The organism is Pseudomonas sp. GL_090, assembly GCF_057837765.1.
The window spans coordinates 1,164,176-1,189,616 of the sequence record NZ_CM174452.1; the positions used below are offsets into that span (position 1 = coordinate 1,164,176).

At 60.0% G+C, this 25,441-nt stretch carries 20 protein-coding genes; 10 read left to right on the top strand and 10 right to left on the bottom strand.

From position 1 onward, the window contains the following. Positions 1–9 precede the first annotated feature (9 nt). Positions 10–2,970: a membrane-targeted effector domain-containing toxin gene (locus tag AC3ITA_RS05150; protein ID WP_489279656.1), complete on the bottom strand. Its 2,961-nt coding sequence runs from the start codon at positions 2,968–2,970 to the stop codon at positions 10–12. A 239-nt stretch (positions 2,971–3,209) separates the two neighbouring features. On the opposite strand from AC3ITA_RS05150, the gene AC3ITA_RS05155 reads away from it, so the two are divergent. Together AC3ITA_RS05155 and tadA are read left to right on the top strand one after the other, a co-directional pair. Next, a complete protein-coding gene (locus AC3ITA_RS05155; protein WP_489279658.1) occupies positions 3,210–4,586 on the top strand; it encodes a multicopper oxidase family protein in 1,377 nt (458 codons plus the stop codon). Further along, complete coding sequence (gene tadA / locus AC3ITA_RS05160; protein ID WP_095943072.1) at positions 4,586–5,083, top strand: tRNA adenosine(34) deaminase TadA; 498 nt, start codon at positions 4,586–4,588, stop codon at positions 5,081–5,083. The genes AC3ITA_RS05155 and tadA overlap by 1 nt, the downstream gene beginning before the upstream one ends. A 133-nt stretch (positions 5,084–5,216) precedes the next feature. On the opposite strand, the gene cmoB is transcribed toward tadA, so the two are convergent. The 7 genes from cmoB to AC3ITA_RS05195 form a co-directional block, all read right to left on the bottom strand. Then, positions 5,217–6,173, bottom strand: a complete 957-nt coding sequence (gene cmoB / locus AC3ITA_RS05165; protein WP_489279660.1) for a tRNA 5-methoxyuridine(34)/uridine 5-oxyacetic acid(34) synthase CmoB — start codon at positions 6,171–6,173, stop codon at positions 5,217–5,219. Beyond that, entirely contained in the window at positions 6,170–6,949 is a 780-nt protein-coding gene (gene cmoA / locus AC3ITA_RS05170) for a carboxy-S-adenosyl-L-methionine synthase CmoA (RefSeq protein WP_172435320.1), read from the bottom strand. Before cmoA ends, cmoB begins: the two co-directional genes overlap by 4 nt. Positions 6,950–7,129: 180 nt before the next feature. Next, positions 7,130–7,765, bottom strand: coding sequence for a lysoplasmalogenase (locus AC3ITA_RS05175; protein ID WP_489280752.1), 636 nt, complete (start codon positions 7,763–7,765; stop codon positions 7,130–7,132). A 2-nt stretch (positions 7,766–7,767) separates the two neighbouring features. Further along, a complete protein-coding gene (locus tag AC3ITA_RS05180) occupies positions 7,768–8,160 on the bottom strand; it encodes a protease inhibitor I42 family protein (protein WP_150672989.1) in 393 nt (130 codons plus the stop codon). A gap of 218 nt (positions 8,161–8,378) precedes the next feature. Further along, positions 8,379–10,796: an endopeptidase La gene (gene lon / locus AC3ITA_RS05185; RefSeq protein ID WP_095943077.1), complete on the bottom strand. Its 2,418-nt coding sequence runs from the start codon at positions 10,794–10,796 to the stop codon at positions 8,379–8,381. A 298-nt stretch (positions 10,797–11,094) separates the two neighbouring features. Further along, positions 11,095–13,506: a glucose/quinate/shikimate family membrane-bound PQQ-dependent dehydrogenase gene (locus AC3ITA_RS05190; RefSeq protein ID WP_489279662.1), complete on the bottom strand. Its 2,412-nt coding sequence runs from the start codon at positions 13,504–13,506 to the stop codon at positions 11,095–11,097. A gap of 214 nt (positions 13,507–13,720) precedes the next feature. Then, entirely contained in the window at positions 13,721–15,103 is a 1,383-nt protein-coding gene (locus AC3ITA_RS05195; RefSeq protein ID WP_489279663.1) for a carbohydrate porin, read from the bottom strand. 370 nt (positions 15,104–15,473) lie between these two features. Here AC3ITA_RS05195 and AC3ITA_RS05200 point away from each other — a divergent pair, with 370 nt between their 5' ends. Together AC3ITA_RS05200 and AC3ITA_RS05205 are read left to right on the top strand one after the other, a co-directional pair. Beyond that, a complete protein-coding gene (locus AC3ITA_RS05200) occupies positions 15,474–15,704 on the top strand; it encodes a VF530 family protein (protein ID WP_046041003.1) in 231 nt (76 codons plus the stop codon). Between the two features lie 2 nt (positions 15,705–15,706). After that, positions 15,707–16,366, top strand: a complete 660-nt coding sequence (locus tag AC3ITA_RS05205) for a Pr6Pr family membrane protein (protein WP_095943081.1) — start codon at positions 15,707–15,709, stop codon at positions 16,364–16,366. A gap of 103 nt (positions 16,367–16,469) precedes the next feature. Here the strand turns inward: AC3ITA_RS05205 and AC3ITA_RS05210 are convergent, their stop codons facing one another. Next, the gene (locus AC3ITA_RS05210; RefSeq protein ID WP_489279666.1) at positions 16,470–17,252 is read right to left on the bottom strand and encodes a siderophore-interacting protein; all 783 of its coding nucleotides are present in this window, start codon (positions 17,250–17,252) and stop codon (positions 16,470–16,472) included. Next, positions 17,249–17,824 (bottom strand): PadR family transcriptional regulator, encoded by a 576-nt coding sequence (locus AC3ITA_RS05215; RefSeq protein WP_489279667.1) that lies wholly within the window; start codon positions 17,822–17,824, stop codon positions 17,249–17,251. The genes AC3ITA_RS05210 and AC3ITA_RS05215 overlap by 4 nt, the downstream gene beginning before the upstream one ends. Before the next feature lie 506 nt (positions 17,825–18,330). Between AC3ITA_RS05215 and AC3ITA_RS05220 the strand changes: the two genes are divergently transcribed. The 6 genes from AC3ITA_RS05220 to AC3ITA_RS05245 all read left to right on the top strand — a co-directional run bounded on the left by AC3ITA_RS05220 (position 18,331) and on the right by AC3ITA_RS05245 (position 25,389). Beyond that, positions 18,331–18,810, top strand: a complete 480-nt coding sequence (locus tag AC3ITA_RS05220) for a CS1 type fimbrial major subunit (RefSeq protein WP_095943084.1) — start codon at positions 18,331–18,333, stop codon at positions 18,808–18,810. Positions 18,811–18,921: 111 nt separating this feature from the next. Continuing rightward, positions 18,922–21,444, top strand: a complete 2,523-nt coding sequence (locus tag AC3ITA_RS05225; RefSeq protein ID WP_489279668.1) for a CS1-pili formation C-terminal domain-containing protein — start codon at positions 18,922–18,924, stop codon at positions 21,442–21,444. Positions 21,445–21,533: 89 nt separating this feature from the next. Further along, complete coding sequence (locus tag AC3ITA_RS05230; protein ID WP_489279669.1) at positions 21,534–22,742, top strand: hypothetical protein; 1,209 nt, start codon at positions 21,534–21,536, stop codon at positions 22,740–22,742. A gap of 58 nt (positions 22,743–22,800) precedes the next feature. Then, entirely contained in the window at positions 22,801–23,544 is a 744-nt protein-coding gene (locus AC3ITA_RS05235) for a molecular chaperone (protein WP_489279670.1), read from the top strand. 62 nt (positions 23,545–23,606) lie between these two features. After that, positions 23,607–24,101, top strand: coding sequence for a CS1 type fimbrial major subunit (locus AC3ITA_RS05240; protein ID WP_095943087.1), 495 nt, complete (start codon positions 23,607–23,609; stop codon positions 24,099–24,101). Between the two features lie 25 nt (positions 24,102–24,126). Beyond that, positions 24,127–25,389 (top strand): hypothetical protein, encoded by a 1,263-nt coding sequence (locus AC3ITA_RS05245; RefSeq protein ID WP_489279671.1) that lies wholly within the window; start codon positions 24,127–24,129, stop codon positions 25,387–25,389. Positions 25,390–25,441 lie beyond the last annotated feature (52 nt).

Below are 25,441 nucleotides of genomic sequence, written 5' to 3' on the forward strand. Positions count from 1 at the left end.
TTTTGCGTTTCAAGGGACGCGTGTGGGTTTCAAGCCGTTGCGACTCAGGGCTTGCGAAAGCTCGGCCAGGCTGGTGAATCGCTTGTTATTGATGCTGACCCACTGCGGACGCTCAATGTATATGCCTGTGGCGTCAGAGCGGATGAGGGTGCGCACCAGTGAGCCGTCCCGGGCACGGTGAACCAGTTCGAGCTGGTTGCCGTACTTTTCGATGCTGACCATGCCCGGTTGATTGAGTGCTGCGTCGAGTACCTGTTCTCTGGCAAGCTCGGGGGATTCCAGTTCCAGAAGCAGGTCGTTCTTGACCGTGAACACAGTGCTGTCAATTCCGCCGTTGGTACCGGACTCTCCCGGGTCTGGCTCAATGGTCGTGGACTGACCGACCCTGGCACTTTTTACCCGCAAGCCGATACCACCTTCCAGTTCACTGAGGCCCGCGACACCTTCCCAGGTATTGGAATGAGTATTGCCAACCAGTGCAATCCATCGATGAGACCCTCTGGCAGCCTGATCCCCTTCGATGATGATTTTGGCGAAGTAATTCATCATTTTTTGCCGGTGGAAGGGGGTTACCCCCTGCATGTTATCGACGCGATAGCTTGCAGCGCAGTCGATCGCCTGCACGCGAATGTGGTTTTTCTGCGCGGTCTTGACCAGTTTCATAAAGGTGAATCGGCCAGAGGGATCGGTGAAATGACCTGCATCAAGATTCTTCAGATAGCGTTTCAGGCTTTTCGACATTACGCCGCTCTTGTTGAAAACATCCAGGTCCGCCTGATGGAAGTCGTTGAACAGGTGTTCCATGTACAAGGTTTTAACCTTTTGTTTGCCGAGTATCTCCATGTTCTCGATCAGGAACTCTTTGCTGCCAATACTGGAGTGGCCTTCGCCGACGACCAGGGCGGGTGACTCTTCGAACAGCGTCTCGATGATGTCCTTGGGTCGGCTCACCGGGCCAAAGACCGGAGTGGTCGGCCTGGGGGGGAGTTCAGGAAGGTTTTGATAGTAGGCCTGAGCGTCTCGATACAAGGTTTTTCTCAGGGCCTTGAACTGCATCAGAGCGCTGTCGGGATTGAAAATGTCGTCGTAAGCGTCACTGAGCTCTTTGTCGGCGCCAGCTTCGGTGACGTAAGGCTTCAACTCGGCCCGTAGCGCCTGAGGGACGTCATAGGCAGTGGCAGGGCTGGCTATCTCAGGCAAAGGCGCAGGCGATCGGCCCCAAGGCCAATTGCCAAAAATCTTGCCGCCGCCATACAGACCGGGGCGGGTCAGCGGTTCCCATTCACCCTCGGCGTTCAAACGAACCGGCAGGCTGCGGTGAAACGAGAACGGGTTGGCGGGGTCGATGATGACCCAGGTCTTCAGCTCGTTGACGTAGCGCACCAGGTAGTAGTCGTCATTGATCCTGACGTAGTTGCCGCCTGTCGCTGGCTGATAGATGTTGCGGTATTTGCCTTCCTCGGCTGCCACCTCCAGGCCGTCAAGGACTTCATTGGTCTCGAAAGGGGCCAGCGGGTTTTCACCTTCCACGACATAGGTTCGACCGGGGGCGGCGACTGTGATTTTCGGTGGGGCGCCTTCGGGGTGTTCGTTTTCGCCGCCGAGATTCTCCTGTGGGGTGAACTCGTCTTTGGCTTCGCCGACTTCCGCCAACTCGGCCGAGCCACCGAGCGCCAGCGCATTGAAGAGGGTGTCGATGCTGCTGAAGATGGCGCCGAGTACACCGGCCTTGCGTTCCTGGGCGTTCATGCCGTTGACGGCCTGGTCGATGTTCAGGCCGATGTTGGCGATGCCGGCACCCACGGCGGCCAGGGCCACGGGCCAGCCGGCGCAGGACATGGCACCAAAGAGTCGGGTGAACGTACTCAGATAGCCGATCCACATTTTCTCCCGCAGGTCGGCATTGGAGCGTAAGGATATATCCGCGTCGTCGAACATGCGTTCCCTGACCGAGTCTCGGAGCCAGGTGAAGGTGTCAACATCGATATCCGGTATGTCTGGTTCGAACAGGCTATGGTCGTATTTGCCCCACGTCACATACAGCAAGTCGATGGTGTGGTTCAGGCCAACGTTGTCCTCATCCTGCTGCTGGGCCGACAAGGGGAAGTGCGCCATGAACCGGACGCGGTTGTCCGGATGGTTGTTCTGGCACAGCAACCACCAGTGCAGGTCGCGGGGGGTTTCTAATACATGGAAGGCATCCGTTTCCCCCGGGGTATAGAGAATCTGCCGTCCGTCTCGGTCGATGATGCGCAGTATGTCACTGGACATGTAGTTGCCGATGCACAGCGGCGTGACTCGCAGGCCTTCGACAGGCGGCTCGTGGGCCCTGAGCATGTCCAGGGTAACGGGCCAGGTGAGATGGCCGGCCACTGCCTTGAGCACGGTTTTGAGGTTTTCGTTGCTCAGGCGTGAGCCGTCGTGTTCCTCCAACGCCTTGGAAATGAAATTGAGCTTGGCCAGGGTTCGAAAATTATCCGAATGATTGCGCCAGAAAGCGCCCATCTTCTCCCAATAGCGGTCGTGAAAATTGATGCGCCACAGGTCCTTGATGACCACGCTGGGGTGCATCTTCACTTCGTTGGTTTCGTTGTAGATCCGGGCGTTCGCTCCCTCGTTGTAGAACCCGCCATCACTGTCCAGCAGGTCGGCATTGTCCTGGTCGTGGGCCTGAAAGCGCTGGACCACCAGTTGCGGCAAGGTCAGCGACTCAATGGGCTTGGGATAGTGTTCCCAGAACAGGAAGGCTTTGTTGCTGGTGACCGACGTGTTGTCGAAACGGTGCCACCAGACCCGGTCCGGGTCGATGTGCTGGATGCGGTATTTGTCCAGAATTGCCTGAGCCTCGATATGGGCCATGTCGTGCATGTCGGGACAGGCTTCCACGAACGGAAGCACCAGGTCCTTGAGGGCCTGTACATCGTCGGGGTCCGGGAGTGGGAATTGAGTACTTGTATCTGAAGAATTCATCTCTCTCTCCTTGAGAAATGGATGGGTTTGAGGTCGGCACTATGCGCTGCGGACTACAGCCGGATCTGTAGGGAAAGCGGCGCACGGTGTCAGGGATTAATAGATCTTTGTTGTCAGAGGTCGCCCGGCTGCGGCCCGGCGTCACGTCCGCTTTGCTGTTTCTTTCACAACTGCGGGTGTATCGTATTCGCCTTTTGCGGGCCCCGGGCCTGTCGCTGATACGTGAGGTAGTTGAGTTCATGTCGTTTACCCGTCGCCAAATCCTCGGTGACCTGGCCGGTCTTGTTGTCGTTGGTGTCGGTGCGGGGGGCGCGTCGCGCTACTGGCTGGGCAAGATGGCGGACGCCGAGGCGGGCCACGACTACGAGCTGATCGCAGCGCCGCTGGACGTGGAGCTGGTAGCCGGGCACAAGACCCAGGCCTGGGCCTTCGGCCCGTCGGCGCCGGGCACCGAATTGCGGGTGCGTCAGGGTGAATGGCTGCGGGTGCGCTTCATCAACCATCTGCCGGTCGCCACCACCATCCATTGGCATGGCATCCGCCTGCCGCTGGAAATGGACGGTGTGCCTTACGTGTCGCAATTGCCGGTGTTGCCGGGTGAGTACTTCGACTACAAATTCCGTGTGCCGGATGCCGGCAGCTACTGGTACCACCCGCATGTGAACAGCAGTGAGGAGCTCGGCCGTGGCCTGGTCGGCCCATTGATTATCGACGAACGCGAGCCGACCGGATTCAAGTACGAGAAGACCTTGAGTCTCAAGAGCTGGCACGTCGACGATGTGGGTAATTTCGTCGAGTTCAGTATTCCCCGGGAAGCGGCGCGGGGTGGTACGGCGGGGCGCCTGGCGACCATCAATGGCGTCCCGCAGGCGGTGATCGACTTGCCGGCCGGGCAGATCACCCGCGTACGCCTGCTCAACCTCGATAACACCCTGACTTATCGCCTGAACATTCCTGGCGTCGAAGCGCAGATCTATGCGCTGGACGGCAACCCGGTCGAGCCACGACCGCTCGGCAAGGAATACTGGCTCGGCCCGGGCATGCGCATTTGCCTGGCGATCAAGGCCCCGCCGGCCGGTGAGGAGTTGTCGCTGCGCAACGGCCCGGTGCGCCTGGGCACGTTCCGTTCAGTGGCCAATAGTGATGCGCCGACCGAGTGGCCACCGGCACTGCCGGCCAACCCGATCGCCGAACCGGACCTGGCCAATGCCGAGAAACTCAACTTCAATTTCGAATGGGTCGGCTCGGTATCGGTCAACGTTGATAACGGCAAGCCGCCGAGCCTGTGGCAGATCAACGGCAAGGCCTGGGACATCACCGACAAGACCTGCGCCGACCGCCCGATTGCCAGGCTCGAGAAGGGCAAGAGCTACATTTTCGAATTGAAGAACATGACTCAGTACCAGCACCCGATTCACCTGCACGGCATGAGTTTCAAGGTCATCGCCTCGAACCGGCACAAGGTCATTCCGTATTTCACCGACACTTACCTGCTGGGCAAGAACGAGCGCGCGCAGGTAGCGCTGGTGGCGGATAACCCGGGTGTATGGATGTTCCACTGCCATGTGATCGACCACATGGAAACCGGCCTGATGGCCGCTATCGAGGTGGCGTGATGCGTCAGATTCGTCCCGCCGCCATCATCGACCGCAGCCGTGATCGCGAATTCATGCGTGAGGCCCTGGCACTGGCGGCCCAAGGCGCGGCCCTCGGCGAAGTGCCCGTGGGCGCGGTGCTGGTGCAGGATGGAGAGATCATTGGTCGCGGCTTCAACTGTCCGATCACTGGCAGCGACCCAAGCGCCCACGCCGAGATGGTCGCCATCCGCGCCGCCGCCCAGGCTGTAAGCAACTATCGTCTGCCGGGCAGTACGCTGTATGTCACGCTGGAGCCGTGCAGTATGTGCGCAGGGCTGATCGTGCATTCGCGGATTGCCCGGGTGGTGTACGGCGCGCTGGAGCCGAAAGCCGGAATCGTGCAGAGCCAGGGGCAGTTCTTTACCCAAGGCTTTTTGAATCACCGGGTGTTGTATGAAGGCGGGGTGTTGGCGGAGGAATGCGGGGCGGTGCTCAGCGAATTCTTCAAGGCCCGGCGCGCGAAACCAGCAATCTAGAAAACGACATCAAACCCTGTGGGAGCTGGCCTGCCAGCGATGGCGTCGGCACATCGAGCATTGATGTCGACTGAACCACCGCTATCGCTGGCAGGCCAGCTCCCACAGGGGTATTCGGTGTTCGGGGATTGGCTTACTTGCGAGCGACGATCACCGCCCGCATCGGCGCCGGCAGCCCTTCAACGGTCTTGCTGTGATCCTCGGGATCAAGGAAGTCGCTCAGCGACTGATACTTCATCCACTCCGTCCCACGCTGTTCCTCGACCGTGGTGGTGCTCACATCCACGCACCTCACATCGGTGAACCCTGCACGACGCAACCACAACTCCAGCGCCGGCACCGACGGCAGGAACCACACGTTGCGCATCTGCGCGTATCGGTCTTCCGGCACCAGCACCTGATGCTTGTCGCCTTCAACCACCAGGGTTTCCAGCACCAGTTCCCCGCCCTTGACCAGGCAATCCTTCAGCGCCAGCAAATGCTCGATGGGCGAACGGCGGTGGTAGAACACGCCCATGGAAAATACCGTGTCGAACCCTTCGAGGTTCGGCGGCAGGTCTTCGAACGGGAAGGGCAGGTGCCAGGCGTTCGGCTCGGACAGATAACGCTGCACCGCCTGGAACTGGCAGAAGAACAGCCAGTTCGGGTCGACACCGATCACGCTGTCCGCGCCGGCGCCGAGCATGCGCCACATGTAATAGCCGTTGCCGCAGCCGACATCGAGGATGCGCTTGCCTTTGAGGTCCAGGTGCGGGGCGACCCGCGACCACTTCCAGTCCGAGCGCCATTCGGTGTCGACGTGCACGCCGAACAGGTCGAACGGCCCTTTGCGCCAAGGCGACAGGCCCATCAGCGCAGTGCGCATTTGTGCGCGGGTCTCGTCGCTGCAATCGGTGTCCAGCTTCAGGCCATTGAGCAAGTCGACTTCACTTGGCTGGATCTTCGGCAGGGCGTCCAGCGCACTTTGCCAGCGCTCCAGATCGCCGTGGCCCTTTTCCATTTTCTTGTCGAGTTGTGCTTGCAGGGTGTTGGCCCATTCGGCCAGCGGAGTGCCGGCCAGACGGCGGGCGAGGGGGGACAGATCAATCATGGCAAGGCAATCAACGAGGCAAAGTTAAGACACTGGAACCACGGCACGACTTTCGAGAACCCGGCGGCCAGCAGGCGTTCGCGGTGTTCTTCGAGGCTGTCGGGCTTCATGACGTTTTCGATGGCGCTGCGCTTCTGGGCGATTTCCAGCTCGCTGTAGCCGTTGGCGCGTTTGAAGGCGATGTGCAGGTCGGTGAGCAACGCGTGTTCCTGCGCGTCTTCGAAGCGCAGTTTTTCCGAGAGGATCAAGGCACCGCCAGGCAACAGCGACTGACGGATGCGCGACAGCAACGCCGTGCGCTGGTCCGGGGCGATGAATTGCAGGGTGAAGTTCAGCGCGACCACCGAGGCCGGCTGGAACTCCAGCGCGAGGATGTCGCCTTCGATCACCTCGACCGGCAGCAGCTCCTGGAACATCGAATCCTGACCGTTGAGGTACTCGCGGCAGCGTTCGACCATGGCGGCGGAGTTATCCACAGCGACCACCCGGCAACCGTCGGTGCGTACATGCCGGCGCAAGGCCTGGGTCACGGCACCCAGCGACGAGCCCAGGTCGTAGAGCACGCTGCCCGGCTGGGCGAACTGCGCGGCGAGCACGCCGAGGTTTTCGACGATGGTCGGATAACCCGGCACCGAGCGCTTGATCATGTCCGGGAACACCCGCACCACGTCCTCGTTGAAGGCGAAGTCGGGCACCTGGGCCAAGGGCTGGGCGAAAAGGCGATCGGATTCTTTGCTCACGGCGGTTCCAGCGGTGTAGGTGGAAAAGGCCGGCATTTTAGCCAAGTTGGCGCGCGGATGCGCGGGTTGTCTGATAAACCGGCGGGCTGAATCAGGAATCTTCGTTGCCCGTGATATGGCTATCGCGAGCAAGCTCGCTCCCACAATGGATCTGTCGAACACAAATCATGTGTTCACAGTCGATCAAATGTGGGAGCGAGCCTGCTCGCGAAGAATTCAACGCGGTCTTTGGCTGAACGCCGAGGCAGTGATACCCCATTGCCCCAGCCAGTAACTGAGGATGATCACATAAGGCGCCGCGTCGAACGGCACCACAAACCGGCTGATACCAATCACGCTGTCGGAGAACACGAACGCCACTGCCCCCGCCGCCGCCAGCAACGCCGAGCGTTTGGGCACATCGGTCCCGAGTCGGGCCAGGGCGCGCCAGAGCATGGCGCTGATCGCCGTGCCATAGACAATCACGGGCACCAGCAATGGCCCGAGGCCGTTGGAAATCAGAATTCCCAGCAGTACGGCGCCGACGCCGAGGGCCAGCACCAGCGGCAGCACGGCCAGGCGTCGGCAATCACTCAGATAAGCCTTGAGATAAGCCAGGTGCGCGACCAGAAACGCGCCCAGCCCAAACACGAACAAGTCCCCTGGCCATGCCAGCAACACGTCGCCGAGCAGGGAGAAAATCAGGCCCAGGCTGATCCAGCGCCGATATTCGCCGGGCGGTGCGTCGTGCAGCCAGCCGAGCAGGGCCAGTACCGGCAGCGGCTTGACCAGCAGGCATAGCAGAGACGCATGCACGCTCACGCCGTAAAGAAAGGTCACTGCGCCCATCAGCGCCAGAATCAGCCAGCCCACGGTCAGTTCACCGAGATCGTGCAGTCGAATGAATCCACCGGCAGCACTTCGGGTGCCCATGGCTGTTGCGAAGTCAGGCGCAAACGCCCGGTGCCGGTCGCAAAAGCCTGAAAGCGCCAGGTCGAGACCCCGGCCGCGCCGACGATGCCGGCATCTTCCGGGTTTCGATAAACCTCAGGCCCCAGTGCGTGCAGCACACCGCCGGCCGAATCCTGGATCGCCCAGCGATAGCCTGTGGTCGGATTGCTCGGCAGGGTCAGGATCAGGTTTTGCCCGTTGCTGAGTTGCACCGGACATTCGCTTTGTTTTTCCACGGTCACGTTGTGCGCAGGTTGCGTGGCGCATCCAGCCAGTAGGGCAAGGGCGAGGGGGACAAACAGGCGAATGGGGGACATAGGCTTCAGGGGCTCCGGCGTTCACGACGAACGGCGAGCATAACTTAAGATGAGACAAAGTGTGACAGCCGCGGAAGGAGGCGGTGGCAGGGCTGACGGCATCGCGAGCAGGCTCACTCCTACAGTGGTTGGCGGTGTTCACAAATTGTGTGTTCATCGCAACACCCTGTAGGAGCGAGCCTGCTCGCGATAGCGATGGAGCAGGCACTACATCACTTTCAGAACAACACCTTCGCCACATCCGCAAACCGCTTGGCAAAGTGCACGGTGATGCCTTCCTTCAGATACTCCGGCAGCTCCTCGAAATTGCCCTGGTTCGCCTCCGGCAGAATCAGTTCGAAAATCTTCTGTCGCCGCGCCGCAATCACTTTTTCCCGCACGCCGCCAATCGGCAGTACATGCCCGGTCAACGTCAGTTCTCCGGTCATGGCCACGCCTTTTTTCGGTGGCTGGTTGCGCGCCAGCGAAAGCAGGGCACTGGCCATGGTCACGCCGGCGCTCGGGCCGTCTTTCGGCGTGGCGCCTTCCGGTACGTGCAGGTGGACGAAGGCTTCGTCGAAGAACTTCGGATCGCCGCCATAGGACTTCAGGTGCGAGCTGACGTAGCTGTAGGCGATCTCTGCCGACTCCTTCATCACATCACCCAACTGCCCGGTGAGTTTGAAGCCACGGTTGAGGGTGTGGATGCGCGTGGCTTCGATCGGCAGGGTCGCGCCACCCATGCTGGTCCAGGCAAGGCCGGTGATCACGCCGACACCCGACAGCACCTGTTCGTTGCGGAACACCGGTTTGCCGAGGGACGCCTCGAGGTCCTTCGGGCCGAGCTTGATCACGGCTTTCGGCTCGTCGAGCAGTTTCATCACCGCTTTGCGCACCAGTTTGCCAAGGTTTTTTTCCAGCTGGCGCACGCCGGCTTCACGGGCGTAACCGTCAACCAACGCCTTGAGCGCACTGTCGCTGATGCTCAGGCTGCCCTTGGATACGCCGGCTTTTTCAAGCTGCTTGGGCCACAGGTGACGCTTGGCGATGGCGACTTTTTCTTCGGTGATGTAGCCCGACAGGCGTATCACTTCCATCCGGTCCAGCAACGGGCCGGGGATCGAATCGAGGGTGTTGGCGGTGCAGATGAACAGCACTTTCGACAGGTCCATCCGCAGATCCAGATAGTGGTCGAGGAATTCGACGTTCTGCTCAGGATCCAGGGTTTCCAGCAGCGCCGAGGCCGGGTCGCCCTGGTAGCTCTGGCCCATCTTGTCGATTTCGTCGAGCATGATCACCGGGTTCATCACTTCGACGTCTTTCAACGCTTGCACCAGTTTGCCCGGCTGTGCGCCGATGTAGGTGCGGCGATGGCCCTTGATCTCGGCTTCGTCGCGCATGCCGCCGACGCTGAAGCGGTAGAACGGCCGGCCCAGGGATTCGGCAATGGATTTGCCGACGCTGGTTTTACCAACGCCCGGCGGCCCCACCAGCAGTACGATGGAACCGCTGATCTCGCCCTTATAGGCGCCGACCGCGAGGAATTCGAGGATGCGGTCCTTGATGTCGTCGAGGCCGGCGTGGTGTTTGTCCAGCACCTTGCGCGCGTGCTTGAGGTCGAGTTTGTCCTCGCCGTACACGCCCCACGGCACCGAGGTCGCCCAGTCGATGTAATTGCGGGTCACCGCATATTCCGGCGAACCGGTTTCGAGGATCGACAGTTTGTTCATTTCTTCTTCGAGGCGTTTCTGCACCTGCGCCGGCAGGACTTTACCCACCAGCCGCTGCTCGAACTGTTCGAGGTCGGCGCTGCGGTCGTCCTTGGTCAGACCCAGCTCCTGCTGGATGACCTTGAGTTGTTCCTTGAGGAAGAACTCGCGCTGATGTTCACCAATCTTGCGGTTAACTTCGGCGGAAATCTCTTTTTGCAGGCGCGCGACTTCGACTTCCTTGCGCAGCATCGGCAGGACTTTTTCCATGCGCTTGAGCATCGGCACGCAGTCGAGCACTTCCTGCAGCTCACTGCCGGTGGCCGAGGTGAGCGCGGCGGCGAAATCGGTCAGCGGCGACGGATCGTTTGGGCTGAAGCGGTTGAGGTAGTTCTTCAACTCTTCGCTGTACAGCGGGTTGAGCGGCAGCAGTTCCTTGATCGCATTGATCAGCGCCATGCCGTAGGCCTTGACCTCGTCGGTCGGCTCGGTGGGCTGGTGCGGGTATTCGACTTCCACCAGGTACGGCGGGCGGTGGTGCTTGAGCCAGGTCTTGAGGCGTACGCGGGTCAGGCCCTGGGCGACGAATTGCAGCTTGCCGTTCTCGCGGCTGGCGTGGTGCACCTTGACCAGGGTGCCGTAGAGCGGCAGGGCCGAGGTGTCGAAGTGGCGCGGGTCTTCCTGGGGCGTGTCCATGTAGAACAGGGCCAGGCAATGGTGTTCGGACTTGGCCACCAGGTCCAGGGTCTCGGCCCACGGCTCTTCGTTGACGATGACCGGCAGGACCTGGGCCGGGAAGAACGGTCGGTTGTGGATCGGGATGATGTAGACCTTGTCCGGCAGGTTTTGGCCAGGCAGGGCCAGGCCTTTGCCAGGTTTGTGCTGCGGGGCGTTTTCCGGATCGGCGTATTCGCTTGGGTCTTCGGGGAATTCCTGCTGGTCGCTCATGGGGGCACCTGCGCAATGGGTATGGGTCTTAGATGGGGCAGGTTGGCGGTGGTTTCAACGGTCATTTTCTGCGAAGCCGTGTTTCGAAGGTGTGTTCAGCGCAGAGACAGGTTAGCTGGGATTCGGCGCGACACCGTTCAACTGCAGGAGCGAGCCTGCTCGCGATGGTGTGTCAGTCGGCATCAATTTGGCTGACACACCATCGCGAGCAGGCTCGCTCCTACAGGGGGCGGCGGTGGTGGCAATAAAAAGGCGACGCCTGTGAGGGCGTCGCCTTTGTTTTGACTGCCGCTAAAACTTACTCGGACAGTTTGTACGCAATCACATAGTCACCCATCTTGGTGCCCAGTGAGCCGTGGCCCCCGACGACCAGCAGCACGTACTGCTTGCCGTCCTTGCCGGTGTAGGTCATTGGCGTAGCCTGACCGCCAGCCGGCAGGCGCGACTTCCAAAGCTCGTTGCCGGTGTTGACGTCATAGGCGCGCAGGTATTGATCCAGCGTGCCGCTGAGGAAGCCGACGCCGCCGGCGGTGACTATCGAACCGCCCATGCTTGGCACGCCGAGTGGCAGGCCGATAGGCAATGGCGAGCTGTCGCGGCTGGTGCCGTTCTTGCGTTTCCACACGACTTTGCTGGTGATCAGGTCAATGCCGGCCACATAGCCCCAGGCCGGAGCCTGGCACGGTACGCCGAACGGCGACATGAACGGGTGCATGATCACCGCATAAGGTGCACCCGTGTTCGGTTGCACGCCCGCGGTTTCGCTCTCGCGCTTGCTGCCGGCCGCGACTTCGGCGCGGGGCACCATTTTCGAGACGAAGGCCATGTAGTTCGGGCTGGTGAAGAGCATCTGGCGAACCGGGTCGACCGAAACGCCGCCCCAGTTGAAGACGCCGACGTTACCCGGATAGATCAGGCTGCCCTGTTCCGACGGCGGAGTGTACTGGCCTTCGTAACGCAGTTCCTTGAACTGGATGCGGCACAGCATCTGGTCAAACGGGCTGGCGCCCCACATGGCTTTTTCGGTCAGTTCCGGGGCCAGCAGGTTCAGGTCCGAACGGGCCTGGGTCGGCGCGGTGTGGTCACCTTTCACGGCGCCTTGCGGTACCGGGATTTCCTTGATCGGGATGATCGGCGTGCCGTCACGACGGTCGAGGACGTACAGGCTGCCTTGCTTGGTCGGCTGGATCACAGCCGGCTTGATGCCGTCGGCGGTTTTCATGTCCAGCAGGGTTGGCTGGCTGCCGACGTCCATGTCCCACAGGTCGTGGTGAGTGAACTGGTAGTTCCAGCGCACCTTGCCGGTGGCCAGATCCAGCGCGACCAGGCCGGCACTGAATTTCTCGGCGCCCGGGGTGCGGTCTGCGCCCCACTGGTCGGGGGTCTGGTTGCCCAGTGGCAGGTAGACCATGCCGAGTTTCTCGTCGACGCTGGCCAGCGACCACATGTTGGCCGAGTTGCGGCTGTAGTGCTCGCCCTCTGGCAGCGGTTCGGTCGCGTCGGGATTGTTGCTGTCCCAGTTCCACACCAAATGGCCGTCGTGTACGTCAAAGGCACGGATCACGCCGGATGGCTCGTTGGTCGACTCGTTGTCGGTGACGTGGCCGCCCATGATCACCAGATCGCGGGTGATCGCTGCCGGCGAGGTTGCGTAGTAGCCACCGGGGGTGAATGGTCCGATGCCTTGAGTCAGGTCAACCACACCGTTTTTACCGAAACCTTCGCAGACCTTGCCGGTGTCGGCGTTGAGCGCGATCAGGCGTGCATCGGCGGTTGGCAGGTACAGACGACGCGGGCAGGCCTGGGCGACGGCTTTGCCGGCCTCGGAAATCACTGCCGAAGCAGCGTTTTCAGACTTGGCGTAGGCCGCTTCGTCGTAGTACGACACGCCACGGCAGGTCATGTGGGCGAAGCCCTTGAAGCCCACCGGGCTCTTGATCTGCGGGTCGAAACGCCACAGTTCCTTGCCGGTGTCCGGGTCCAGCGCCAGCACCCTGCTATGGGCGGTGCAGGCATAGAGCATGCCGTTGGCCTTGAGTGGGGTGTTTTCGTTGGTCAGCTCCACCGGATCATCGGCGGTTGGCAGATCGCCGGTCTGGATGCGCCAGGCTTCTTGCAGCTTGCCGACGTTGGCCGGGGTGATCTGCTTGAGCGGCGAGTAGCGGTCACCGAATTCGCTGCGGCCATAGGCCTGCCAGTCGCCTTCGGGCATTTGCGGTGCAGCGCTGGTCATGTCAGCCGAGTCACGACCCAGTTCGCCCAAGGTCTCGCCCGGATGGGTGAACTGGCTGGCCGCGGCGGTGGCGCCGGCCAGGACCACGGCCACGCTCAAGGCACCGGTGCCCAGGGGGGCAGGGCCGTTGATCAGCAATGGACGACGGAACCACGGCAGCAGCATCACTACACCGAGAGCAAACCACAGCGCCAGGCGCGGCACCAGTTGCCACCAGTCCAGGCCGACTTCCCATAGCGCCCAAACAGTACTGGCGAACAGCACCAGTGCGTACAGGCCCAGCGCCGCACGGCGGGCGGCGATCAGCAACACGCCACTCAGCGCGATGCCGATACCGGCCAGCAGGTAATACAGCGAGCCGCCAAGCATGCTCAGCTTGATCCCCCCGGCCAGCATGGCCAGGCCCATCAGTAGAAGCAGAATGCCGAGCAGGGTCGGCCATAGACGGCTTCGACTCGAGGCACTATCAGTGCTCATAGTGTGATTCTCCGTGACGTTTCAAGTAGTCCTGCGCAAGTTCACTGTAGATGACGATCCGGCGCGGGCATGGTTCAGATAAATCGATTCAGTTGACGCATACCCCTGTAGGAGTGAGCCTGCTCGCGATAGCGGTGGGTCAGGCAACATCAATGTTGGCTGTGATGGCCTCATCGCGAGCAGGCTCGCTCCTACAGGGTTTTTTCGGTGTTTTTTAGAACGAGGACTGGACCTTGATCCCGCCGATCAGCGCGTCATCGACCTCGTTCACGCCACCGGGATGGCGGATGTATTGCAGGTTCGGGCGCACGGTCAGCCAATGGGTCACGTGCACGCCGTAATAGAGTTCGGCGCTGTATTCGGTGTCCTGGGGCGGCAGGTAGGACGGATTGTCGTAGTCGAAGACGACATTGGCCTGGTTGGTCGCCTCGGCATTCTTGCGAAAGGCCGGGTTGACGTGGACGCGGGCCATGGCGAAACCGATGTCGTCCCTGGTGCGCGCGTCGAACGGGCCTTTGTAGACGAGGCCGGCCTGGACATAGTTGTCGATGGCGTTGGTCTTCTTGTCGTGCATCGTGCCGTTGGCGAACAGGCTCAAGCCACGGGAGTGGTCACTGGCGAGGCTGGTGACTTGCTGCTGAAGGCCCAGCCACACGCCGTGTTTGCTCGAAGCGCTGCGGTAGGCTTCGCCACTCAGGGCGGCAGGCTGGCCATTGCTGTCCTTGTAGACGTCGGTGGCGCTGGCGCTGCTGTAGTAGTAACCGGCGCGGTATTCACCCGGCAGGCCGTTGAGTTTCGGCGTCCACACCAGCTCCACCGGTACGACTGCGCCCTGGGTGCCGCTGCCGCTGAGCTTGAAACCGTTGTCGCGGTCAAGGTTCGACGGGTTCTGCTCGTACGCGCCGATCTGTGCATAAAGCTCTGGCGTCAGGTGATATTTGACCCGCATCGCCCACTGGCTGACCGGCCAGTTGTACCAAATGTCGCCCGCCCAGTTGCCGACCTGGGAGCCGCAGAACGCCAGGTTCTGGAAGTCGCAGGGGAAGCTGTTGAAGTCTTCGCCTTCGCCGAATCGGCCGACCTTGATGTCGAGTCTTTCATCGAGGAACTTCTGTTGATACCACATCTGCGTCAGGCGCCAGGTCTGGCCGCGGCCCCAGACTTCCTGGGCCGAGGTGAAGCCGCCGACACGCGGGTCGTTGATGCGGTCGTTGCTGATGTTGTTGCCGCTGCGTTCGGTGATGGTCAACTGGAACTCGGCGTCGTCCCAGCCGAGGATCTTCTGCAAGTCCAGGTGAGTACCGAGGGCGAATTGGTCGCTGTAGCGCGCGGTGCGGTCATGGTCGTAGCCGCCGTGAAGATTGCTGCCCATTTCACCGGTGTAGTCGACTTTGAAGTCGTAGCCTTTTTCCGCGAGTTCTGTGCGAGTGCCGTTCCAGTCGCCGAGCATCCACGGTGAATCGCTATCGAAGGCCGGCGCCGCCTGAACATAGGTGGCAAGGCCCAGCGCGGTGAGGCCGCCGATCAGGGGCAGGATGTTTCGGTGGGCAGCGGTTGTAAAGACAGCGCTGTCTCGCAAGGATTTGAAGTCAGGCATAGAGACGGAGTTCTTGATCTTTTTCTGGGGATAAACGGAAAGCAGCAGGCGTGAAGCGAAAGCAGAAGCGTTTCAGCAGGCAGCGGGGCGCAAGGATAATGATCTGTTACAAATAGAGAAAGTGCTTTCGCTGACATGCAGCCTTTCGGATTTTGTAACAGTCAGCTCGTTGTAGGAGCGAGCTTGCTCGCGATGGTCGTGAACGATAACGCGTCAAACCAGATACCCAGCGGCGTCGTTGCGTTTTTCGCGAGCAAGCTCGCTCCTACAGGATTCCAGGATCACCTACATTTAACAGATCGCTTCCACCCAACGAAACCCTCGGCTAAGGTGCGCGACTTCCAATTCACACTCTGCTCGAAGGCCCGGCATGACCGAACACAACACCGATCCGTTGCATGGCGTGACGCTGGAACAGATCCTCAACGCGCTGGTTGAACACTACGAGTGGTCGGGGCTGGCCGAGCGCATCGATATCCGCTGCTTCAAGAGCGAACCGAGCATCAAGTCAAGCCTGACGTTCCTGCGCAAGACCCCGTGGGCGCGGGAGAAGGTCGAACGCTTGTATGTGAAGTTGATGCGCACTAAACGACCGCTTTGAACATGGTCAATCCGCCCGGCTTACGCCGTCGTTTTGTGGCGGTGGCTGCCATGCTCGGCTGGGCGGGATTGAGCATCCAGATGTACCTGATTTTCCATTCACGCTGGACGCTGGGCGCCAGCCTGATCGGCGGGCTGGTGAGTTTTTTCAGCTATTTCACCGTGCTGAGCAACACCCTGGTGGCGACCGTGCTGACCTGCGAATGGACATCCCGCGAGTCAGCCGCGCGTCGCTGGTTCCTGCAGCCCTGGGTCAGCAGTGGGATTGCCGTGAGCATCGCCGTGGTGAGCCTGGCGTACAACCTGCTGCTGCGCCACTTGTGGCACCCCGAGGGTTGGCAATGGCTGGCCGATGAGCTGTTGCACGACATCATGCCGCTGCTGTTCCTGGGGTATTGGTGGCGGTGTGTGCCCAAGGGCACATTACGCGGGTGGCATATCGCGCCGTGGGTGATTTATCCACTGCTGTATTTCGCCTATTCACTGTTGCGCGGGCATCTGCTGGCGGTTTACCCGTATCCGTTCATCGATGTCGACAAGCTGGGTTATCCACAGGTGTTCATCAATGCGGGCGGGTTGTTGGCGGGGTTTGTGGTGATTGCGTTGCTGGTGATCGGGCTGGATCGGTGGCTTGGGTCTCGTACCAAGAGTCAGCGTTTGTAGTGTCTGAGGCGCCGCCATCGCGAGCAAGCTCGCTCCCACGTTGGACTGCGTACATCCGCCCTGTGTGGGAGCGAGCCTGCTCGCGAAGAGGCCCGCGAGCAGGTCACTCCTCGTCGCTGTTCCCCAACTTCCAGTACCCCACCGCCTTGACGAACTGCTCGTCCAGCCCATGCTCATCGAGCAACACCCGACGAATCTGCCGCGACACTTTGCTCTCGGTCGCCACCCAGGCGTACAGGCTACCGGCCGGCACCTGGATCTGGCGCACGGTGGTCAGCAGGTTGTCCTTGCCACCTTCGCGCAGCACCCAGATCACATTGACCTCGGCTGCACTGTGCAGCACTTGCTGCTCCTTGCCGTTTTCCACTTCGACGATCACCAGCGCACGGCGATTGGCCGCCAGGCCTTCCAGGCGGCGGGCGATGGCGGGCAGGGCGGTTTCGTCGCCGATCAGCAAATAGCTGTCGAAGATGTCCGGCACGATCATCGAACCCCGTGGCCCGCCGATGTGCAGGAACTGCCCGGGTTGGGCCTGCGCCGCCCAGGTCGAGGCCGGGCCGTCGCCGTGCAGCACGAAGTCGATGTCCAGTTCCAGGGTATCGAGGTCGTAGCGGCGCGGGGTGTAGTCGCGCATCTCGGGCAGCGGACCGTTGTCCTTACCGGCGCCCAGCACCAGGGTTTCCAGGGCCGCCGCCTGCTCGGCGTTCTGCGGGAACAACAGTTTGACGTGATCGTCCGTGCCCAGGCTGACGAAACCTGCCAGCTCAGGGCCGCCGAGGGTAATCCTGCGCATGCGTGGAGTCAGGTCGACCACGCGCAACACCTCCAGGCGACGGCGTTTGATGTCATGCATGACGCGGTGAATGGTGCTGATCACTTCAGTCATTCGGCTTTCTCCTGAACGGGTTGAACGGCGGGGCCGTCGACGATGGCCTTGGCGGTGTCGTTGAGCAGGTCACGTACCCGCAGGATCTCGTCAGGGCTCCAGCGCCCATGGTGCATTTGCAGGGCGTGGCGCAGGTTATGCACAGCCTCATGGATTTCCGCCGGGCGATCATGGCCGCGCAGCGAACGCTTGCTGACGTCGATGCGCATCCGCACGCCATCCAGTGCGACGGCTTGCTCTTGCAGGAACAGACGTCCGGCGTCGGTGATGGTGTAGCGTTTTTTTCCGCCTTCGGCGTCGCCCAGGATCAGTTCGCTTTCTTCCAGGAACGTCAGGGTCGGGTAGATCACGCCGGGGCTGGGGCAGTAGGCACCCTCGAACATGCCTTCGATCTGGCGGATCAGGTCGTAGCCATGGCACGGCTGCTCGGCGATCAATGCCGGCAGCAACAACTTCAGATCGCCGGGGGCAAACACCCGGGGCCCGCGGCCGCCGCGTTCGCGGGCGGGGCGTTTCTCGAAGCCGTCACGGCCGTCGCCGTGGTCGCGGTGGGGGGAATGATGGTCTCTCATTTTTTGCTTTCTCTCGTCGCGTTTAGATACAACTTAAGATATATCTTTGCGAGAAGGCAAGACCTCCCGACCAGCGGCCACTCCCGGCAGCGGACTGGAAATCATCTTCAAATCACAAAAAACAAGGGTCAGCAGAGCAGGTGCAAATGCCAAAATTAGTGTTAACTCTCTAATCTGTTGTTTTGGGCCATTGTTTACGGGGAGTGTGGTATTAGTCTTACAGAAGCTACTTTGTTAATATCGCCCAGGTTGTGGTGGTTAAAAGGCTGTTTGTAGTCTGTCTCTTACAGTCAAACATTGAGTTTATAGTCATTTCCGGTTTTTTCTTTCTAGAGTCATAGCACTTTGGCTACGCACTTGCAGGAACTTGCCTGCTTACTTTCAAGATAAATTTCACGATCATCTTTCGGCGTTGAAAGTTCAGCTGGGTAAATGACTGCTCGTGACGGTTTTTTACTCGAGATGAATTTTCAGCACTCATCCTTTTTAAAAACAGGTACTGAAAGATGTTCAAGAAAATTGCGTTCGCTGCTCCCTTGGCTGTTCTGGCTCTGAGTTCTTCCATGGCATTTGCCGCTTCCGAAGCCAAGCACTCCATCAGCCTGATCGCCCATGTTCCTTCCGATGACTTCTACGCAGTGCCGGTTGATTCCGACCTGGTCAACAAGGATCAGGACATGAGTTACAACCCAGGCATCGACGCCATGAAAACCGTCGACGGGCATTTTGACGTCCTGCATACCGCCGGCAAGGTCAACGCGCGGCTCGAAGGCGTGCCAAAGCTGATTGCCGGTAGCAAAACCATTGATTTGAAAGTCGAACTCAATGGCAAGACGCTGACCACCACTTCGCAAGAAGTCGTTGGAGATACTGAGTCCAATACGCGTTATCGTGCACCGTTCAAAATCAGTGCAGTTAATGGCGGCAAACCTGATGCCGGCGACTACACCGGTGTTGTCATGTTGGTCGTTGAACCTTCTGTTTAATTAAGGTATTCGACGCTAAAACGCTTACTTGTTCCAAGTAACGTACCCGGTCGGCAAACGTTCCGGTTTGTCGGCCGTGTTTTGACTTCTTTGCAATCAGAGTATTCGTTCATGTTCCCGATGACGCCCATCGCGGCGGCGCTTGCGCTGCTGTTATGTAGCAGTGCATTTGCGGCGCCCACTTCCATTGATAACACGCCGCGAAGTTTGCTGGCTCAGGCCAAGGGCCTGCCGGCCGAGTTCGAGGAGCATTTCTTCGATGTTCCGTTGGCGGTTCGGGTCGAGCTCGATCAACAACCCCTCGGCGAGTCGATGATCGTGTTGTCCCGCGATGACCGGGTGACGTTGCTCGACTTCACCGACACCAGCGAAAGCCGTTTCAGTGCCAGCGAGCGCGAGACCTGGGCCGATATCCTGAAACCCGGCGTGACGCTGGGCGCCTGTAGCGGGCAATGTCCGGAACAGATGCTGGCGGTGCACTACAACCTTGAAAATTCATTGCTGTCGATCGTCACCGAAAATGCCGAGCGCGACAGCGAAGCCAAGCGTTATTACGAGCAACCGGAAGGCGGCAGCAGTGGCCTGATGGTGCGTAACCAACTCAATCTCAACGGCGGCCAGGATCAAGATCTGGGCGGTCGTTACGGTCTGGAGGCCAGCGGCAGCCTGGGCAACTGGACCCAGACCTTCAACATGCAACTGTCTCGTCTTGGCGGTCCGGACGACAAGACTTATCACGCGGTGCATGAGCTCTATGGCCAGCGTGAACTGGAAGGCCGTTTTTTCCGCCTGGGCTACTTCACCCCCAACTCCGAAGGCTTGACGCGCGAGCCCCGTTCGTTCGGCACAAGCCCCGATACGGCGGTGGGTGTGATGTTCGGCAGCTCCGACAGCCTGGCGATCGACAACCCCAAACCCAGCGTGTACCCGGTTTATGTCACGGCCAACCGGCAAGGCTCCGTGGAAATCTATCGTGATGGCCTGCTGATCAACACTCAGTCAGTCCCGGCCGGTTTGCAAACCCTCGACACCCGTCCGTTGCCGGGCGGTATCTATGAAGTGGAAGTGCGACTGATTGAGGATGGTCAAATCACCTCGACCACACAGGAGCTGATTTACAAGCCAAGTAACTGGCGCAACTTTGATGAGCGCTGGCGCTACAACCTGTTCGCCGGGCAGGAAAGCAAGTTGCTCAGCAACTGGGATCAACAGGCCAGTGGTGATGCCACCGTCGGCGCAGCGATCAACTACTTGCTGCATCCACGGGTGATTCTCGGCCTGTCGGCCCGTCAGGTGCAGGAAACGCTGCAATATGGCAGCTCCATTGACTGGACCCTGGGCAACAGCGTCAGCGTTTACGCCAACCTGTATCAGACTGAAGACCACGGCACCGGCACCGACTTGCAAGGCCTGTACAACTATGGCGCCGGCAGTCTGGTGATCAGCCACAACCGCAGTTGGCTCGACACCACCAACACCTACGAGACCTTGCCCGACGGCACCCGTGTGCGTCAGCGCAACGTATTCACCGGGCAGACCAGCAATTCATCGCTGGCACTCAATCACCGGATCAGCCGGAAAAGTTCGTTCAACGCGCGGGTGTCCCATAGCGAGGGTAATGTCGAAGGCGTGGGCGCCGACCTGGGCTGGACGCAGCGCACCGTGCTGTTCGGCAGCGACGCCAACTGGCGCCTGTCGCTGTTCGACCGTCCGGGCAGCTTCAGCAGCGGCGATGCGCGCAATCGTGGCGTCGACCTGAGTATCAACATGGCGCTGGGCGGTCCGGGGCAGCAGATTTCCGGCAGCATCGGCAGCCGCACGGCCCGCGATGGCAGCCGTGACAATAATGGCTCGCTCGGTTACCGCAAGGACCTGCAAGACCACGTGCTGCAAAGCGTCTCGGTGACGGCGCTCAGCGATACCTATGGTGTCGGTCTTTCGAGCCTGGCGAACTTTCGTACCGACGCGATCAACGGCGATGGCTTTATCCAACGCTCGTCGTTCAACGACAACTTCACCGGCGGCCTGAACCTGGACAGCACGCTAGTGGTTGGTGCCCGGCGCATGGCCTTGACCAGCCAGCATCAGGGACGCGGGGCGGGGATGATCGTCGACGTCGAGTCCGACATCGACGGCATCGCCTTGCGCGCCGACGACCTCAGTGGCGGCAGCGCGGCCTTGCGCCCGGGGCGCAATTTCATCCCGCTCACGGCTTACAAAAACAGCTCGGTGAGCTTCGACTTTGAAGGCAACCATGTGCCGGCGGCAAGCATCGAACCGGCGCGTACCCGCTATCACCTGAACAAGGGCGGTGTGGAGTACCGCAAGGTGCGGGTGATGAAAACCCTGACCGTGCTCGGCCGGCTGGTCGACCCGCAAGGGCGGCCGCTCAAGGGACACCACGTGATCAATCACGCCAGCCGTGGGGTCAGCGAAGTCGATGGCTTCTTCTCGATGGAAATGAATGCCGGCTCGCCCACCCTGGAAGTGCGTTATGCCGACCAGTTGCTGTGCCAGTTCCGCCTCGACGTCGATCAGCACCGCAGTGAAAACAACGTGCTGATGATCGGTGATCTGCGTTGTTCGCCGGACACCTTGGCGGATGCCACTTCCAACCGGCGCACGGCAGGTTGAGCGGCCCCGATTCCGATGTTCAAGAGAGTGTGATCATGAGTCTAACGTCTACATGTTCCCGACTGCTGAGAGGTGGCCACTGGCTGGGGATGCTGGCGGTCGTAGCGGCGCCTTCGGTACAGGCGGTGAACCAGGAGATCCGGGCGCTGTTCACCCCCGACTCTGCCAACCCGCAACGAAACATGTTCGTCAATAAAACCCCGGTCAGTGGCTATTGTGCCGATTACCCCGGCCAGTGTCAGGATAACGAGACCTTCAGCATCCGCCTGCCCATGCGTTTCGAGTCGGCGAGCCCCATGCAGCCCAATGCGTCGCCGCGCAACAGTGCGATGTTCAGCATTCCGGCCCTGTGGCGTCCGTTAACGGTGACGAACAGGGAAACGGGCGAAACGGAAACCGTCGAGGTGCGTATTGCCGGTTTCGGTTCCCGATACATCCTCAGTGATACCGCGGTCAATCTGACAGGTGCCGCCACGGCCATTGAAGGGCACCGCGCCTTATGGGGCGGTCCAGGGGGAGGCTGGGTAAACGCGGCACCGCCCTGCACCTACAGCGGTGTCGGACTGTATACGGACCGCTACTACGGATTTTTCTGGAAGACCCCGGTACAAGGCACCTGCGTCAAGACCGCCAGTTTTCCGATACCGGCCATGACTTATGACTACCTGGACTTCTCCTATGAGCTGAAAACCCCGAATCCGCTGACGATGTCGTCCGGGCTTTATACGGGGGACGTGAGTTATCGCATTGGTCCTGGTGGCGACTTCGACATGGGCGATGTGATGCTGCCGAGCGACCCCGACCTGACCCTGAATTTTGTGCTGGATGTTCAGCACACCCTCAAGGTCGACATTCCTCCCGGTGGTGAAAAAATCCAGATGATTCCGGAGGGCGGCTGGCAAAACTGGTTGCACTCGGGGCGCAGGCCTGTGCGGATATTCCGTGACCAGACCTTCCACATCTCGGCATCGTCGCGTTTCAAGATGTTCCTGGATTGTCAGTTCGGCCCAGGAACCAGTTGCTACATAAATGACGGCAACAACATCTTCGTTCCCATCGTGGTGAGTGTCAGTTTGCCCGCGGGGTTGATGGACAGCAGTGGCAATCCCGTCAGGCAGCAAGCCTTGAAGGTCGGAGAGGAATATGGCGTCGTGTTCCAGCCCAGTCAGTACGTCGATCGACAAAACGGGACGCTGCACTTTGAGCTGCACAAGGATGCAATTGGAATCGTACTCGCGCCAACCACGCCCAAACATTACTCCGGCACTGTCGTTGTGATCTGGGATTCGGAGGTTTAGTGCGCACCAATGAAATGTCCCCAAGCAGCGTTGTCTTGAACGGTCGAGGTCAGAAGCAATGAAGTATTTGATGATGTGGATGTGTTGCGTGGTTTTTTCCTGCATGGCCAATGCCGGCCCGCAGATCAATGTTGGAACGGTTTACGACTATCTGGACAGCGACAAGAGCACCTACCTCAAGCGCGTGTTCAACAGTGGCGACAGCACGGCGTTCGTCAAGGTCAACATCCTGGAAATCGTCTACGACGCCGATGGCAGTCATCGCGAAATTCCGGTCAAGACCCAGGCGGACGGCAGCGGCCGGGATGGCTTGATGGCCAGCCCAGCGCGGCTGATCGTGCCGGCCAAGGGCATGCAGGGTACGCGTCTGTTGGTCATGGGCGACCGTGACACCGAACGTTACTTCCGTGTGCGCTTCGTACCGGTGGTGCCGGAAAAGGAAGATGAGTTCGCTGTGTCGGCTGAAGACCGGGAAGCCTACAAGGAGAACCTGTCGGCGGGCGTCAACGTGATGACCGGGTTTGGCACGGTGTTTTTCGTGCGACCGAAAAACAGTCGGTTCGACACTGTGATCGATGACAGCGCCGGTGTTTATCGACTGCGCAACAACGGCAACACCGTGGTGCTGATCGATGAGTTTCGCAACTGCTCGCTGAAAAACGAAACCGAGTGCGAGCCGGTCACCAAGCATCACATTCTGGCCGGCAAAACCTTCGAATTCGAGAAGAAGCCCGGTCGTGAGTACCGCTTCAATCTGGTCGAGGGCGCGTCGAAAAAAGAGCTACGCATCGCCAGCCAGTAACACAGCAGGGGCGAGTCGCCATGGCGGGCTCGCGGCATTTTTTGACGTAACAGGTAGCTGACATGATCAAGCAATCGGCCATTGCCGTGTGCGCAGGTGTTATGGCGCTGGTGACTTCCCTCACGTTCGCGGCACGGGAAGAGCGCACGTTCGAGGTGCGGGTGGATATCCCGACCCTGGGGTTTTACGTAATACCTGCCGAGACGAACTGGATACATCGCGAACAGATATTGCCATGGAACATTCACACAAAAACGCTGGAAGGGCTGCGCAAGAATTTCGACGTCAAGCACGACACCAGTGCCATCGAGGCGCGGCTGGAAGCCGAGCCTTACTTGTCCAATGGGCGCGACGACCAGAACATCTATTTGCGCGTCAGCTTCAACGGCAAGGAGTTGAGTCATGACCCACGACCGCAAGAAGTGGTGCCTGTGGCGCAGGCCGTGGCGGGTGGACGCTTCCCGCTGGAGATCCAGCCGAAAGTACCCGCTGGCGGTTACAAGCCGGGCCATTACTACGGCAATGTCCAGTTGATATTCACCGCTGCCGCGCCTTGACGTGAGGCAGACTGATGGAGTTCATATGAACGTCTCGCGTTCTTTCGTTTCACGCCTTTTTTGTTGGTTGGCGGGCGCTTTGCTTGCTTGTGCAGCAGCAAGCCCGGTCGAGGCTCAGGTGGCTACGATCACCGCGTTATTCAAGCCGGACTCGGCGCGTCCGCACCTCAACAAGTTCACCAATACCACGCCGCCCAGCGGCTATTGCGCGAATTACCCTCAGCAATGTGAGGCGAATCAGTTTTTCAGCCTGCAGGTGCCGATTCAATTCAATTCCCGTGCGCCGATCCCGGCCAACCATTCTTCCCCCAGGCAAGGGGCAATGTTGAAAGTCCCGGCGCAATGGCGCGAACTGACGGTGCATCACGAAACCACCGGTGACCCTCAGAAGGTCAGGGTGCGTATCGCCGGCATTGGCTCGAAGGCCGTGACGGATGATGTGAAGGAACTGGTGGGGGGCGCCGATGACTACCAGATTGCGCACAATCGATTGTGGGGGGCGAGTTGGGTATATGCACCTTCACCTTGCCAGACCAGCGGGAATGGCTATTACGGCACGTACTTCTACTTGTTTTTCTGGAAAACGCCCATTGTGGGTGCATGTGCAAAACAGGCCAAATTCGACGTCCCCTGGCTGCGTTTCGATTACCTGGATTTCGGCTACGAATTGGAGACCCCCAATCCCCTGGGCATGGCTTCAGGGCAATATACCGGTTCGCTCACCTATAGCGTCGGACCCAATGGCGATTTCGATTTCGGCGATGTCCTGTTGCCGACCGATTCGGCATTGACCCTGGACTTCAACCTCGATGTGCAACACACCCTCAAGGTCGACATTCCCCCCGGTGGCGAAAAACTCCAGCTGGTCCCGGCGGGCGGCTGGCAAAGCTGGTTGCACGCGGGACGCAAACCGGTGCGATTGTTCCGTGACCAGACTTTCCATATTTCAGCGTCGTCGCGTTTCAAAATGTATTTCGAGTGTGAGCGATGGAGTACTTATGATTGCGTGATCAAGGATGCAATCGGCAGGCGACCGGTCGAACTGCGGGTCGGCGTGAGCCTGCCCAATGGTTTGACGGATTTGTCCGGTCAACCGGTCAAGCATCAGCGACTCAAGTGGGGACCCGAAGGCGCGCAAATATTCCAACCCGGTTTCTATGTGGACAGGGCACCCGGCGTTCTGCACTTCGAGGTGCCGGAATATGAGGTGGAGTGGATGCTGCAACAGCCCAACATCGCGAGCCCGTACACCGGTCGTGTCACGGTGATCTGGGATTCGGAAGTCTGACGGGCTGAATATCAATGGCAAGCAGGCGGCCTGACGCTGTTGCCAGTCGTCA